Source organism: Flagellimonas aequoris (assembly GCF_003584165.1).
Taxonomy (GTDB): Bacteria; Bacteroidota; Bacteroidia; order Flavobacteriales; family Flavobacteriaceae; genus Flagellimonas; species Flagellimonas aequoris.
On sequence record NZ_QXFJ01000008.1, the window covers coordinates 286,245 to 300,202 of the forward strand.

Annotated in this window: 17 protein-coding genes; 10 read left to right on the plus strand and 7 right to left on the minus strand. The window is 43.4% G+C overall.

From position 1 onward, the window contains the following. Positions 1-118: 118 nt before the first annotated feature. Together D2U88_RS02200 and D2U88_RS02205 are read right to left on the minus strand one after the other, a co-directional pair. Complete coding sequence (locus tag D2U88_RS02200) at positions 119-889, minus strand: alpha/beta fold hydrolase (protein ID WP_119638659.1); 771 nt, start codon at positions 887-889, stop codon at positions 119-121. Continuing rightward, positions 889-1,605 (minus strand): pyridoxine 5'-phosphate synthase, encoded by a 717-nt coding sequence (locus D2U88_RS02205; RefSeq protein ID WP_119638660.1) that lies wholly within the window; start codon positions 1,603-1,605, stop codon positions 889-891. Before D2U88_RS02205 ends, D2U88_RS02200 begins: the two co-directional genes overlap by 1 nt. 86 nt (positions 1,606-1,691) lie before the next feature. Between D2U88_RS02205 and D2U88_RS02210 the strand changes: the two genes are divergently transcribed. The 8 genes from D2U88_RS02210 to murI all read left to right on the plus strand — a co-directional run bounded on the left by D2U88_RS02210 (position 1,692) and on the right by murI (position 9,788). Next, positions 1,692-2,348: a CBS domain-containing protein gene (locus D2U88_RS02210; RefSeq protein WP_119638661.1), complete on the plus strand. Its 657-nt coding sequence runs from the start codon at positions 1,692-1,694 to the stop codon at positions 2,346-2,348. Between the two features lies 1 nt (position 2,349). Then, a complete protein-coding gene (locus D2U88_RS02215) occupies positions 2,350-3,231 on the plus strand; it encodes an NAD kinase (protein ID WP_119638662.1) in 882 nt (293 codons plus the stop codon). Positions 3,232-3,342: 111 nt separating this feature from the next. After that, the gene (porG, locus tag D2U88_RS02220) at positions 3,343-4,026 is read left to right on the plus strand and encodes a type IX secretion system protein PorG (RefSeq protein WP_119638663.1); all 684 of its coding nucleotides are present in this window, start codon (positions 3,343-3,345) and stop codon (positions 4,024-4,026) included. Between the two features lie 3 nt (positions 4,027-4,029). Further along, positions 4,030-4,770 (plus strand): isoprenyl transferase, encoded by a 741-nt coding sequence (locus D2U88_RS02225; protein WP_119638664.1) that lies wholly within the window; start codon positions 4,030-4,032, stop codon positions 4,768-4,770. Continuing rightward, the gene (locus D2U88_RS02230) at positions 4,742-7,420 is read left to right on the plus strand and encodes a BamA/OMP85 family outer membrane protein (RefSeq protein WP_119638665.1); all 2,679 of its coding nucleotides are present in this window, start codon (positions 4,742-4,744) and stop codon (positions 7,418-7,420) included. Before D2U88_RS02225 ends, D2U88_RS02230 begins: the two co-directional genes overlap by 29 nt. Before the next feature lie 98 nt (positions 7,421-7,518). Beyond that, positions 7,519-8,361, plus strand: coding sequence for an OmpH/Skp family outer membrane protein (locus tag D2U88_RS02235; protein WP_119638666.1), 843 nt, complete (start codon positions 7,519-7,521; stop codon positions 8,359-8,361). A 47-nt stretch (positions 8,362-8,408) separates the two neighbouring features. Further along, entirely contained in the window at positions 8,409-8,918 is a 510-nt protein-coding gene (locus D2U88_RS02240; RefSeq protein WP_119638667.1) for an OmpH/Skp family outer membrane protein, read from the plus strand. A 90-nt stretch (positions 8,919-9,008) separates the two neighbouring features. Beyond that, positions 9,009-9,788 carry a glutamate racemase gene (gene murI / locus D2U88_RS02245; RefSeq protein WP_119638668.1) on the plus strand — a complete coding sequence of 260 codons (780 nt, stop codon included), beginning with the start codon at positions 9,009-9,011 and terminating at the stop codon, positions 9,786-9,788. Positions 9,789-9,791: 3 nt separating this feature from the next. Here murI and D2U88_RS02250 read toward each other — a convergent pair whose 3' ends face one another. Both D2U88_RS02250 and D2U88_RS02255 read right to left on the minus strand, forming a co-directional pair. Then, positions 9,792-10,283, minus strand: a complete 492-nt coding sequence (locus tag D2U88_RS02250; protein ID WP_119638669.1) for a dihydrofolate reductase — start codon at positions 10,281-10,283, stop codon at positions 9,792-9,794. After that, on the minus strand, positions 10,280-10,672 hold the full coding sequence (locus D2U88_RS02255) for a 2TM domain-containing protein (RefSeq protein WP_119638670.1): 393 nt from the start codon (positions 10,670-10,672) through the stop codon (positions 10,280-10,282). Before D2U88_RS02255 ends, D2U88_RS02250 begins: the two co-directional genes overlap by 4 nt. Positions 10,673-10,726: 54 nt before the next feature. Between D2U88_RS02255 and D2U88_RS02260 the strand changes: the two genes are divergently transcribed. Continuing rightward, positions 10,727-11,818: an aminotransferase class V-fold PLP-dependent enzyme gene (locus D2U88_RS02260; RefSeq protein WP_119638671.1), complete on the plus strand. Its 1,092-nt coding sequence runs from the start codon at positions 10,727-10,729 to the stop codon at positions 11,816-11,818. A gap of 144 nt (positions 11,819-11,962) precedes the next feature. Beyond that, positions 11,963-12,259: an isoamylase early set domain-containing protein gene (locus D2U88_RS02265; RefSeq protein ID WP_119638672.1), complete on the plus strand. Its 297-nt coding sequence runs from the start codon at positions 11,963-11,965 to the stop codon at positions 12,257-12,259. A 125-nt stretch (positions 12,260-12,384) separates the two neighbouring features. On the opposite strand, the gene D2U88_RS02270 is transcribed toward D2U88_RS02265, so the two are convergent. The 3 genes from D2U88_RS02270 to D2U88_RS02280 all read right to left on the minus strand — a co-directional run bounded on the left by D2U88_RS02270 (position 12,385) and on the right by D2U88_RS02280 (position 13,929). After that, on the minus strand, positions 12,385-13,218 hold the full coding sequence (locus D2U88_RS02270; protein ID WP_235855699.1) for an alpha/beta hydrolase: 834 nt from the start codon (positions 13,216-13,218) through the stop codon (positions 12,385-12,387). Positions 13,219-13,231: 13 nt separating this feature from the next. Next, positions 13,232-13,447, minus strand: a complete 216-nt coding sequence (locus tag D2U88_RS02275; RefSeq protein WP_119638673.1) for a putative signal transducing protein — start codon at positions 13,445-13,447, stop codon at positions 13,232-13,234. A gap of 131 nt (positions 13,448-13,578) precedes the next feature. Beyond that, positions 13,579-13,929 (minus strand): DUF2200 domain-containing protein, encoded by a 351-nt coding sequence (locus D2U88_RS02280; RefSeq protein ID WP_119638674.1) that lies wholly within the window; start codon positions 13,927-13,929, stop codon positions 13,579-13,581. Positions 13,930-13,958: the final 29 nt, after the last annotated feature.

Genomic DNA, 13,958 nt, shown 5'->3' on the forward strand with positions numbered 1-13,958 from the left:
GTTAGTTTATGTTAACTTTTATGGTAAAATCACAATAAACCAAATCTATATCAAATTTGTTATACAGGCAATTAAATGGACAAAAAAATTATGCATGCATAATAAAAAGGGTAAAATTTTAAGAATTTAGAAAAGCGAAGCTCTTTTCAAAAAACTGTTTTGGGTTTTCTGCATGCAACCAATGTCCGGCCTTGTCAATGGTTTCAATCTGCGTATTGGGGAAGTGTTTTTTGATTTCCGGATAATCGTTAGGCATGATATATTCGGACCGATCGCCCCTTAAAAAGAGGGTAGGGCCTTCGTAAATGGCCAAAGGACCGATGTTGTCCCCAATTTCTTCCATTTTGTTCTTGAGGACATCAAAATTGAAACGGAACCCTAATTTGCCCTGTTCCACCCAGTATAGATTTTTGAGCAAAAACTGACGTATGCTAAAACTTCTTAGGTACTGGGAGAGTTGTTCGTCCGCTTCCGTTCTACTAGAAATATGATCAAAATCCAATTTGTCCAGAGCGTTTACGATATCCTGATGATGTGGGGGATAAAACTTGGGTGCAATATCGGCAACGATGAGTTTGGTGACCCTTTCCGGATGGGAGGTGGCCAAATGCATGGCCGTTTTTCCACCCATGGAATGCCCAAGTACTAGGGCCGATTCCAAATGATGGTGGTCCATATAGTCGATGACATCTTGGGAAAGCAATTCGTAATCAAAATCGGGGGAATGGAAACTTTTGCCATGGTTCCGTTGGTCAATCAAATGTACCTGAAAACCATTTTCGGCGTATTGGGAGCCAAGTGTCTTCCAGTTATCCGACATGCCCAAAAAGCCATGTAGGATGATAAAAGGTTGTCCTTCGCCCAATATTTTTGAATGTAATATTTCCATTATTTCAATCTATGTAAGTACAGGTTGATGACGTTTTCCAGTCCCAGATAAAGGGACTCGCAGATGAGTGCATGGCCAATGGAGACCTCCAGCAGGTTGGGGATGTGCTGCTTGAAAAATTGGATGTTGTCCAAGCTCAGATCATGTCCCGCGTTAAGGCCAAGTCCAACTTTGTTGGCCGCTTCGGCAGCTTTTACAAAGGGTTCTACCGCAGTTTCCTTGTTACCTATGGCAAATTCATGCGCGTAGCTTTCGGTATATAACTCGACCCGGTCGGTACCGGTCAAGGCGGCAGCTTCTACCATTTTGGGGTCTGGATCCACGAAAATGGAAGTCCGTATGCCATTTTCCTTGAAGGTGTTGATCACATCTATCAAAAAATCCTTGTGTTTAATGGTGTCCCATCCTGCATTGGAGGTGATGGCATCCTCTGCATCGGGCACCAAGGTGACCTGAGTGGGTTTTACCTCGAGGACCAAATCGATGAATTTGGGGACTGGGTTCCCTTCAATGTTGAATTCCGTAGTGACGATTTTTTTGAGGTCCCTGGCATCTTGATAACGAATGTGTCGCTCATCGGGTCTTGGGTGAATAGTGATGCCCTCAGCCCCGAAAGATTCAATGTCCTGGGTGGATGTGATGAGGTTGGGCACGTTGCCGCCACGAGAATTCCGTAATGTTGCCAGTTTATTTATGTTGACGCTCAACTTTGTCATGGAGATCTTTTTTAGATTGGCAAAAATAGGAATTAGGCACGCCTTTTGCCATTTAAAATTAGTATTTTGCACCTAATAACAGCGTTATGTACATCCAAGACCAAATTATAACCACAGTGCCCGTTTTCGAGGTTTCCGAAACCTTGAAGGAGGTAATCAAATTTTTTGAGGAGACCACATACTCCCATGTGGCCGTTACCGAAAACGGGGTTTACCTTGGACTTTTGTCGGAGAATGACCTGCCCTGTTTCGAGCCAGAAAAATCCATAGAGGACTTCCGGTACGAATTGGATAATTTCTTTGTGACTAAGGAAACAGCTTGGTTGGATGTACTGGAGATGTTCTCCCGGAACGAGGCCAATATTTTGCCCGTTGTGGACGAGAACCAGTTGATTTTGGGATACTATGATCTGGAAGATATCGTAAGTGTTTTTATCGATACCCCATTTTTTAAAGAACCTGGGGCCATTTTGGTTGTTTCCACTGGTATAAAAGATTATTCCTTTAGTGAGATTGCCCAAATCGTGGAAAGCAACAATGCCCGGCTGTTGGGGGCCTTCATCACCGATTCTGAAAATGATGTGGTACAGATTACCCTTAAGATCGGTACCCAGAGCATGAACGAGGTGGCCCAAACCTTTAGAAGGTACAACTACACCATCGTTTTCGGGAATAGTGACGATCAGTTCCTCGAAGATTTGAAACAACGATCGGACTATCTGGAAAAATATCTCAACGTATAGCATGAAGGTAGCCATCTACGGTCAATCTTTTCAGGAAGAGGATAAGTGTTGTGTGCAGGAGCTTTTGGAGGAACTCGAAAAGTTGGATGCCACCATTTATGTTGAGGAGAATTTCAACAAACTTGTTTCCGAAGTAACAAAAGACCATATTGAAGGAGTATTTACGTCATCAAAAGGACTGGACTCCAGTTTTGATATGTTCGTGAGCTTTGGAGGGGATGGTACCATGTTGCGTGCGGTGACCTATATTAAAGATTACGGCATTCCAATTGTTGGGGTCAACACCGGCCGATTGGGCTTTTTGTCCACCTTTAAAAAAGAAAACGTGCGCAAGCTGGTCACGGAATTTGTGGCCGGGCACTATACTATTGAGGAGCGCACCTTGGTAGAGGTGGAACTGAATTCCGATCTGGATGAATTCAAAGGACTCAATTTTGCATTGAACGAAGTGACCGTAAGCCGGAAGGATACCACCTCCATGATCACCGTTGAGACGTGGCTGAACGATGAATACCTGACCTCTTATTGGTCCGATGGCCTTATCGTGTCCACACCTACAGGTTCTACCGGATATTCCCTCAGTTGTGGGGGACCGGTGATTGCGCCCACGGCAAAATCCCTTGTACTTACACCCATTGCTCCGCACAATCTGAATGCCCGCCCTTTGGTCATTTCAGATGATACCCAGATCAGGTTAAAGGTTTCAGGTAGGGAAAAGACCCATTTGGTCTCCTTGGATTCCAGGATTGCCGACATTCCGAACGGCAAGGAAATACGCATCAAAAAATCGAATTTTACCATCAAAATGATCGAATATAAATCGGAAAGCTTCTTAAAAACGCTTCGCAATAAATTGCTTTGGGGGGAAGATAAACGCAATTGAACTTGGGGCGAACAATAAATGGAGAGAAAAACTGTTTTACAAGGGAGAACAAATCTAACATTGTATCTATTGACCTTCCTTTACTCTTAAAACTTGAATTTTTTGGTTAGTATGCGGATAGTTTTGGCTGTATTTCTATGCTGTGTGATCAAGGTCAGCGCACAGACCTATGAGATTGGTTTGTTTGCCGGAGGTGCCAATATGGTGGGCGATGTGGGAAGGACCAACTACATTTTGCCCTCGGGCCCTGCCTTTGGTGGCATCTTTAAATGGAACAAGGGAAAACGGTACGCTTGGAGGGGCAGTGTGCTCTATGGGCAATTTACCGCAGACGATACCAAATCCAGCATGCAATCCCGCCAGCAGCGGGCCTATGTGATGGACAATTCGATATTGGAGTTCTCCGCAGGATTGGAAATCAACTTCGTGGAATACAACCTTCACAAGCTCGGACCCGCCTTTACACCCTATCTATACACGGGTTTGACCTACTTTAGGTACGATTTTAATTATTTTGATGCCCTCCAAGTGCAGGATATTAACCAAAAAGACGGTAGTTTTGCAATTCCAATGACGGTTGGGGCAAAATGCCGGTTAAGTCAGTTCCTCATCTTGGGGGCCGAAATTGGGGCCAGGTATACTTTTACGGACAATTTGGACGCAAGTAACCCAGAAGGTTCCAATTATGAGCAGTTCAGGTTTGGGAACATATTGAGCGATGACTGGTATGTGTTCACAGGTTTTACATTGACGTATACCTTTGGACGCAAGCCCTGCCAGGATTGTTTTCAATAAATAATGCATACGCTAGAGGACCTAAACAAGGACAAACTTCCAAAACATTTGGCCATTATCATGGACGGTAATGGTAGGTGGGCCAAACAACGGGGCAAGCTTCGTGTGTTCGGCCATGAAAATGGTGCCGAAGCGGTAAAACGTACCGTGGAAGCCTGCGTGAAGCTTGAAATACAATACCTTACCCTCTATGCATTCTCCACAGAAAATTGGAACAGACCCAAAATTGAAGTGGACACTTTGATGAAACTTTTGGTTACCGCTCTGAAAAAGGAGCTCAAAAACCTGAAAAAGAACAATATAAGGTTAAGGGCCATCGGTAAAATGGAAACCCTGCCCGAAAAGGTCCACAAAGAACTTTCCGAAGTCATTGCCAAAACATCAAAAAATACGGGGATGACCGTTACCCTGGCATTGAGTTATGGCTCTCGGGAAGAGATAACATCGGCGGTTCGGGAGATTGCGGTCAAAGTTAAAAATAACATAATTTCGCCCGAAAATATTGACGAACAAGTTATAAATACACATCTTTACGCGCACTTTTTGCCTGATGTTGACCTACTTATACGCACCAGTGGCGAATGTAGGATCAGTAATTTTTTACTCTGGCAGATTGCATACGCCGAATTATATTTTATTGATGTATTTTGGCCCGATTTTAACGAGCAGCATTTGGTAGAGGCCATATTAAGTTACCAAAATAGAGAACGACGATTTGGAAAAACTAGCGAACAACTTAACTAAAGGTATTGATAACCTGATACCGGTTTATCTCAGAATTTTTCTTTCCGCAGCATTTTTACTCTTGTCCGGAACAGGATTTGCCCAAGAAACTTCATTTGAGGACGGCAAGGAATATATTTTGGGCGGATTAACGGTCACGGGACTGCAAAGTTATAACGAGCAGACCGTTAAGACCTACACGGGTCTAAGGGTAGGCCAGCCCATAAAAGTTCCAGGGGACGAGATCAGTGCCGTTATTAAAAAGTTGTGGAGCTTGGAACTCTTCAGCAATGTGGAGATGTACTATACCAAGATCGAGGATGATAAGATTTTCCTCGAGCTCCATATTCTGGAACGCCCCACCTTGAACAAGGTTACGGTATACGGCATTAAAAAGCGAAAGGTAGAGGACATCATCAACGATACAGACCTTAAAAAAGGGAAGAAGATTACCGAAAGTTTGATCGCCAATACCAAAAACTACCTTCAGAACAAGTACAAAAAACAAGGGTACCTCAATGCCAAGGTCAATATAGCCACGGCAGCCGATACTTCTGGAACCAATGTCCAGAATATGGTGGTCAATGTGAACAAAGGGGATAAGGTAAAGATCAGAAAGATCACCTTTGAAGGGAATGAGCAACTTTCCAATAAAAGGTTGCGCAAAGCCTTGAAGAATACCAAGAAGAAAAAATTGTTCCGTTTCTGGAAAAAATCAAAATTCATTGCGGCCGATTTTGACGAAGATCTATCCAATTTGGTGGATACCTATGCCGAAAGGGGCTACAGGGATGCCAGGGTGCTTTCCGATACCTTCGTAAAAGTGGATGAGCACAACATCGACCTGACCATTAAAGTGGAAGAGGGCGACAAATACTACTTCGGTAATATTGATTTTGTGGGGAATTCCGTTTACACCGATAGGCAGTTGAGCCAAGTATTGGGCATCAAAAAAGGGGATACCTATAATGGGGTATTGTTAAAGGAACGCGTAGCGGACGATTCCAAGCCAGACGCTGTGGACTTGACCAACCTGTATCAAAACAATGGTTACCTGTTCTCCAGTATTAATCCCGTTGAAGTCTCCGCAGTAAATGATACCATCGATTTTGAGATCAGGATCATAGAGGGTAAGGAAACCTATTTGGACCACGTGACGGTAAAAGGAAATGATAAGACCAATGACCACGTGATCTTTAGGGAGTTGAGAACACGTCCCGGCCAAAAATATAGCAAGGAAAATATTGTAAGGACCATCAGGGAATTGGGGCAACTTGGGTTTTTTGATGCCGAACAGATCGTGCCCAACATTGAAAACCCTAACCCTAATGAAGGAACTGTGGATATTGAATACAGCTTGGTAGAATCTGGTTCCAGCCAGATAGAATTGCAAGGTGGTTTTGGTGGGGGTGGTTTCATCGGTACTTTGGGACTTTCCTTTAGTAATTTCTCTTTGAAGAATATTTTTAATGGAGAGGCATACAAACCTGTGCCCATGGGTGATGGGCAGACGTTTGCCCTTCGTTTGCAGGCCAGTAGAACCTTTAGGGTATACAGTCTAAATTTTTCCGAACCATGGTTGGGAGGTAAGAAACCGGTAAGGTTCAACCTGTCGCTTTCCAGAACACAGCAATTCGCCACAGGTTACAATAATAGTGGTAGACTTGATGTTGATAAGTCAAGGGGATTTGCCATTACCGGGGTTTCCGCAGGATTGGCCAAAAGGGTACAATGGCCTGATGATTTCTTCACCATTTCCCATGCGGTAAGTTATCAGTTGTATGATTTTAATGATTATAACAGTGGTCTGTTCAATTTTGGTAATGGTAGCTCCAATTCTTTGAGCTATACCCTTGGAATCTCAAGAAGCTCCCAGGGGCCTAGCAGGATATTCCCAATGACAGGTTCCAATTTTGAGCTCACCGCCAAATTTACACCACCCTATTCTTTGTTCAGTTCCAAGGATTTCAAGCAGTTGAAAGAGGATATCAATGCTACGACAGAAAGACTATATGAAATTGGGCCTAACCCAGATACAATAGAGGAACAATTGGAATACCAGCAGTTAAGTCAAGATTTGGAGAGCATGGAAGAGGAGCGATTTAAATTGTTGGAATATTACAAGATCAAGTTCAAAGGAGACTGGTATACCACATTGGTGGATAAACTGGTACTACGGACCAATGCAGAGTTCGGTTTCTTAGGGGCCTACAACCACGATATCGGGGATGTTCCTTTTGAGCGTTTTTATGTGGGGGGTGATGGTCTTGGTAACTTTACTTTGGACGGTAGGGACGTGATCCAATTACGTGGATACCAAAACCAATCATTGACACCTTATGTCACCAATGCCATTACAGGTAGACTTCAACAGGATGGGGGGACCATTTACAATAAATTCTCTATGGAACTCCGTTATCCGCTAACCTTAAAACCCTCGGCTTCCATTTATGCCCTGTCATTTTTAGAAGCTGGTAATGCCTTCAACAATTTTAATGAATATAATCCGTTTGAGTTAAAAAGATCTGCCGGAGTGGGGCTACGTATTTTTATGCCGGCATTCGGACTCTTGGGAATTGATTTTGGTTATGGTTTCGATAGTGATGCCAGGCCAGGATCTACAGGACCAAGTGGATGGCAAACGCACTTCATCATCGGGCAGCAGTTTTAATCAATTGAAAATAGTGTCTTAATAATTTATAAATAACTCATTTTGAATAATTTGGTTATTTTGGCACGATATTTTCTATATAAAATGCGGAATCAAAGATGAATACTAAAGTTCTTTTGTCATTAGTTGTTTTGATGTCGTCCTTTTATGGGTTTTCCCAAACTTCAAGAGGGGTGCGCATAGGATATGTGGACATGGAATATATCCTGGAGAATGTGGAGGAGTACAGGGACGCAACGGAGCAATTGAACTTAAAGGCCCTAAAGTGGAAACAGGAGATAGAGATCAAGCAGAGTGCCATCGAGCAGATGAAAAAGGATCTGATGGCCGAAAAAGTGCTCTTGACGGATGAACTCATTGCCGAACGCGAAGAGGAAATCCAGATATTGGAAAAGGAAATGTTGGACTACCAACAGGACCGTTTTGGGCCACAGGGAGATTTGGTATTGCAGAAACAACTATTGGTACAGCCGATCCAAGACCAAGTTTTCAACGAGGTACAAAAAATCGGGACCAATAAAAGATACGATTTTATTTTTGATAAATCGGCAGATGTTGTAATGTTGTACTCCGAAAAACGGCACGATATCAGTGACTTGGTTTTAAGGGAAATAGCACGGACCCGGAAGGTGAGTGCCTCCAATAAAAAACAGGACCAAAAAAACCGTTTGGAGCAGTTCAAGGCCGATGAGGAAGAAGCGGATGAGGAAATAAGTGCGGCCCTCCAAGAAAGACAGGAGCGAACCGATTCCATACAGCAGGCCAATACCAAGGCAGCTGAGGACCGGCGGACAGAACAGTTAAAACTAAGGGAGGAACGCAAGAAGGCCTACGAGGCACGAAGACAGAAATTATTGGAAGAGCGCGAGGCCAAACGCCAAGCCAAGTTGGAAGAGCGAAAAAGTGCGCAGGAACAGGAAAAGGATTCAATACAGAATTAAATATTGAAGCACTAAATTTAAAATCAAAATAAGTAACTAAGAGAATCATGAAAAATGTTAAAAGGATTGCTGTAGCCCTAGTTTTGTTTGTCGCGGCTACGGGTTTTGTAAATGCGCAGAGCAAGATTGCACACATCAATGTACAACAGTTGTTGTCTGAAATGCCGGAGATGAAGGCTGCGCAGGCCGAATTGAAAAAATTGCAGGAAACCTACTCAGCGGATATCCAAGGTTCCCTAACGGAACTTCAGAACAAATATACCCAGTACTCCAACGAGGCTACTTCCAAGACAGAGGAAGAAAACCAAAAGAGGGCCCAGGAGCTTCAAGGTTTTGAGAAAAACATTGACGATGCCAGAAATGCTGCCATGCAGGCCATGCAACAAAAACAACAGGAATTGTTTGCCCCCATTTCTGAAAAGGCCAAAGCAGCCATCGAAAAAGTAGCTGCAGCCCAAGGTTTTGATTACGTGATCGATGCCAGCCCAGGTTTGAGCTTGATCGTGGCCAAGGGAAAAGACCTTTTGCCAGACGTGAAGAAAGAATTGGGATTCTAAGACCATACTTTTTACAAAATTCAAAAACCGCTTTTCCACAGATAAAGCGGTTTTTTTGTTCCATGAATTTTTTTGTCTCTATTTTTAGGTATGCATAATCCCATCGGTATTTTTGATTCAGGGGTAGGGGGAACCTCCATTTGGAAAGAAGTGGTAAAAATGCTTCCACATGAAAGCACCCTATACCTTGCCGATAGTGCCAATGCACCCTATGGTGAAAAATCCAAGGAAGAGATCCTCCAACTAAGTGTCAAGAACACCGAGCTACTTCTAAATCGGGGATGTAAGATTATTATCGTGGCCTGCAATACGGCCACCACCAATGCCATTGATTATTTACGGGAGCATTACCCTGTGCCCTTCATAGGGATAGAACCGGCCATAAAACCCGCAGCACTGCATACCAAGACGAAAAAAGTGGGCGTTTTGGCCACCAAAGGGACCTTGTCCAGCAGTTTGTTCCATAATACGTCCAAACTGTTCGCAGAAGGGATTACCGTTTTGGAACAAGAGGGAAAAGGACTTGTGGAACTGATTGAAGCGAATAAAGTGCAATCACCGGAAATGTGGGAACTATTGAAGAAGTTTTTAGATCCCATGCTTCAACAACATATCGATTGCCTCGTTTTGGGATGTACCCATTATCCCTATTTGATTCCTGTGCTGAAAGAAATGTTGCCCGATGATATTACCATCATCGATTCTGGGGAAGCTGTTGCCAGACAAACCAAAGCCATCTTGGAACAAAACGGGTTATTGGCTCCGGAAACTAACCATCCGAAGCATGCCTTGTACACCAACAAGAATGTGGACATCCTGAAAAGTTTTGTGGATGGCCCAAATATTGAAGTGTCCCATCTTGAGTTTTGAGTACTATTTCCTTTTGTAGGTTAGGTAGGTAAAACTATACTGGTGCCTATCATCCTTTGGATGATGCTCCTCGTTGACCAATTTCCATTCCTTTTCATCAATCTCAGGAAAAAAAGCATCCGCCTCGAACGTTTCGTGGACGCGGGTAAGTTCAATGTCCGTGGCAATTTCCATGGACTGTTTGTAGATTTCACCGCCACCGATAATGAAGGCTGTTTCCCCATCATGTACCATGTCCATAGCTTGTTGCAGTGAATGGACGATGGTGCATGGAAATTTGGGTTCGTAGTCCTTGTCACGCGTAATGGCAATATGTTCACGGTTGGGGAGCGGCTTTGGAAAGCTTTCCAACGTTTTTCGGCCCATGATGATCTTATGGCCAGAGGTTAGGACCTTAAATCGCTTAAAATCGTCCGGAAGGTGCCATACGAGGTCGTTGTCCTTTCCCAGGGCATTGTTCTCCGCGGCTGCGGCGATAATGATCAATCGCTTCATTGATCTTTTTTTTTATTGATGTTGGAAAGTGGAAATTCGGTTTCGATTTCTTTTTGGATTTCAGCAATGCGTTTCTTCTGCAAGGCCACCAATTTTTCCCGTTGTTGGCGTTCCCAGTCCTGTCCCATGAACTTGTGCGTCACAAAAACATTGAAGGCGTGGATCACGAACAAAAAGGCCCAAAAGGTAATGGCCCAAATGAACCAATCATACGCTTCCCCATACTTCAGGATCTTGTTGATCAGGATCAAAAAAACACTACCGATCAAAAAAATCACAAAGTGGGAGAACAGTCGTTTCTTTTGTTTGATGCGTTTATGGGCATTTTCCAAAAGTTCGTGCTGCTCCAGGTCCAATTCCGTTTTTTTCTTTTTTCCAAATGACAACATGGAATGGCTATCTTTAACAACAAATATAATTGAATTGTATCCAAATACCCGGTAATGCAGAACCTCAGAAAAAAATTCCCTGTTTTAAACCAATGTATCTATGCAAACACGGCCTCTGCCGGACTGTTGAGTGAAGATCTGATGGAATGGCGACAAGGCCATGACCTCGATTTTCTTATTGGGGGCAGTGAGATGAAGAACAAGGGATTTGCGCATATGCCCGAGATCAAAAAAACGGTCGGAAGGTTTTTTCACTGTAAACCCGAGAATGTGGCCTTGGTGCCAAATTTTAGTTTGGGACTCAATCTATTGCTGGAAGGTTTGTCCAAGGACAAAACGGTATTGTTGCTCCACAATGATTATCCATCGGTAAACTGGCCATTCGAGACCCGAAACTTTAAACGGGAGTATGTGGACATTGATGGGCACATGGAAGAGCGGATTTACGAGAAGGTAAAAGGAGGGAACATCGATGTGCTGGCACTGAGCTTGGTGCAATGGGTAAATGGGGTGCGAATCGATTTTGACTTTTTAAAACAGTTGAAAAAGGACTTTCCCGATTTGATGGTCATTGCGGATGGTACGCAGTTTTGTGGCATGGAACCCTTCCATTTTGAGGAATCGGGTGTGGATATTCTTGGCGCCAGTGCCTATAAATGGCTTTTGGCAGGTTATGGCAACGGCTTTTTCTTAGTGAAGGATGGCATCAAGGATCAATTTGAACTGAAGGGAATCGGCAACGGCTCCGTGAACAATGATGCCTCTAAAAGGGACAGTATTCCTTTCTGCAAGTATTTGGAGCCCGGTCATTTGGATTCCTTCAATTTTGGAAGTTTGGAGTTTGCCCTTAATTTTTTGGACGAGATCGGTCAGGAAAATGTCCAGGCCCAACTCGAAAAATTGTCCAAAAAAGCCATGACGTCATTCTCTGAACTAGGACTGCTTCAACCCTTTGTGAGCCAAAGAAATCAGCATAGTACCATCTTCAGCATAAAGGGAGATGAGAAACTTTTCAATAAACTTTCGGAGGAAAATATAGTGGCCTCCCTTCGTGGCGGAGGGGTACGATTGAGCTTCCATTTTTACAATACCGAGGAGGAAGTAGATGTCATTGCTACACTTCTAAAACGTTGGATGTCAAAATAATAATTGGTAAAAATCCATAATCTTATTTGACAAAAGTAACCCTATTGTTAGCCGCATTTTATCAATTTGATAAATCGATGGTAACTAATTGTAAATAAGTAGTTTTATGTATTGTTTTGTACTGGAATTAAATTTTTTGGTACCATGGCAATTAAGAAACAATACCTAAAGAGCAAGCCGGTTTGCAAGGTCACTTTCAGTGTTCCTGCAGATGAGGCCAAGGCCGTTGCGGTTGTTGGCGATTTCAACAAGTGGAATCCCAAGGGCAGCGGATTGAAAAAATTGAAGAACGGAACCTTCAAGGGAACTTTTGAACTTCCAGTGGAGAACAGCTACGAGTTCAGATATCTGATAGATGGCAGTTATACCAACGATGAAGAGGCAGATCGTTACCAATGGAACGAGTATGCCGGTACGGAAAACGCCGTATTGGAAGTATAACCGTTACAGAACGTGTAATTTTAATGTACCGTCATCAGTTTCCCCAAGCTGATGGCGGTTTTTTTTACCCTGAACCTGATTTAGGGTCTCACCACCTTCCCATTTTTACCCTTCAAAAAAACGTTTTACTTATGGGTCTCGTTCAGATACTTTAGGCCTTCGTACAGTGCCGGTAGTGGCACCGACCGATGGTCTTCTTCTTCAAAATAGTCCTGTTTTACTTGAAGTTTGTCGCGCCAGCGTTCCTCCATCATGGCTACAAATCGGTCGTGTCGTTTTTTGTTCCGTTCGTAATTGGCTTCTCCTTGGTTGGCGGTGGCCCAGTATAGTTTTTTGTCGATGGAGGTCGGGTTCATTGAGGCCATTCTACTTTCCATGGTGGTTTCGTCCCACCAAATACTTGGGTCAATGGCCAAATAGGCATCAAACAGGCTGTGGGGGTCCAAATAGGCATTTACGGTCAATAAACCACCAAGGGAATGTCCTATCAAGGTACGATGTGGGGCTGCGCGATAATGGTTGTCCACATAAGGAATCAATTCCTTTTCAATAAAATCCAGGAATTTTTTGCCCCCGCCCATGGTGTTGGCACGCTTGGTCTGCAATTTGGTAATGGTGAAATCCCGTTCGCGATCCACATTTTCTATGGCCACCACAATGGTTTCCGGCATCAGGTAGCTTCGGTTGGTACGGGAGCCCATAAAATGGACAATGGCCGATGCGGTTTTAAAGTGGACATACCCATCCAATAAAATAATAATAGGATACAACTGGTCCGTTTTCGATGGGTCGTTGTAGGAATCTGGAAGACTGAACAAGATAGAGCGGTCTTCATTTAGAATTTTGGAATGCAAGGAAATGGAGTGACCCAGTTCTATGGTTTCACCCTCCTGCCCCACAACGAATAAACTGCTGAAAAGGAGAAGGAAAAACAGCGGGATAAGGAATTTTTTCTTCAAGAGAACTCTTGATTTAAGGAGTATTTTCTATTTCCGTCATAATTTCCGTCACTTTCTCCATATCCTCTTCTGCAACTTGAAGTTCCGTAACAAAGGTGGCCATGTGGCTCATGACCTGTGAGGTGTGTTCGTTGCGTAAAAAGCATTGGATACCTTCGGCTTCCAATCTGCTCTTCAAAGGGAGCAAATCGGTTTCATAGTGCGAACTTTTAATGGTGACCCAACTCATAACGTACAATTTTCACGGCTTGTATTGCCCAAGTTCTTATGTCTTAAAGATAGTTGATATAAAGACGTGGTACAAGGATTTACTTGCAATAGGTTTTAAGGCCCTTGGCCTTGGATAGGCAAAACGGAACGCTACTTCCTTAAAATTTTCTCCATGGCCTTCCCTTTGGCCAATTCGTCCACCAGTTTGTCCAGATACCGAATTTTTTTCATGAGTCCGTCTTCCATCTCTTCAACCCGATACCCACAGATTACCCCTGTTATTTTGGAAACATTGGGGTTCAATTGGGGTGCTTCCCCAAAGAAGGTTTCAAAATCCGTTCGGTTGTCGATGATCTGTTGCAAGGCCTTTTGGTCGTAGCCGGTCAACCATTGGATGATGGTGTCCACGTCTTCTTTGGTACGGCCTTTTTTCTCCGCTTTGGTGATATAATGTGGATATACACTGGCAACTGAAGTGGTAAAGATTCTGTGTTTGTCCATGGTAACTTGTTTAGTATTAATTGACAACT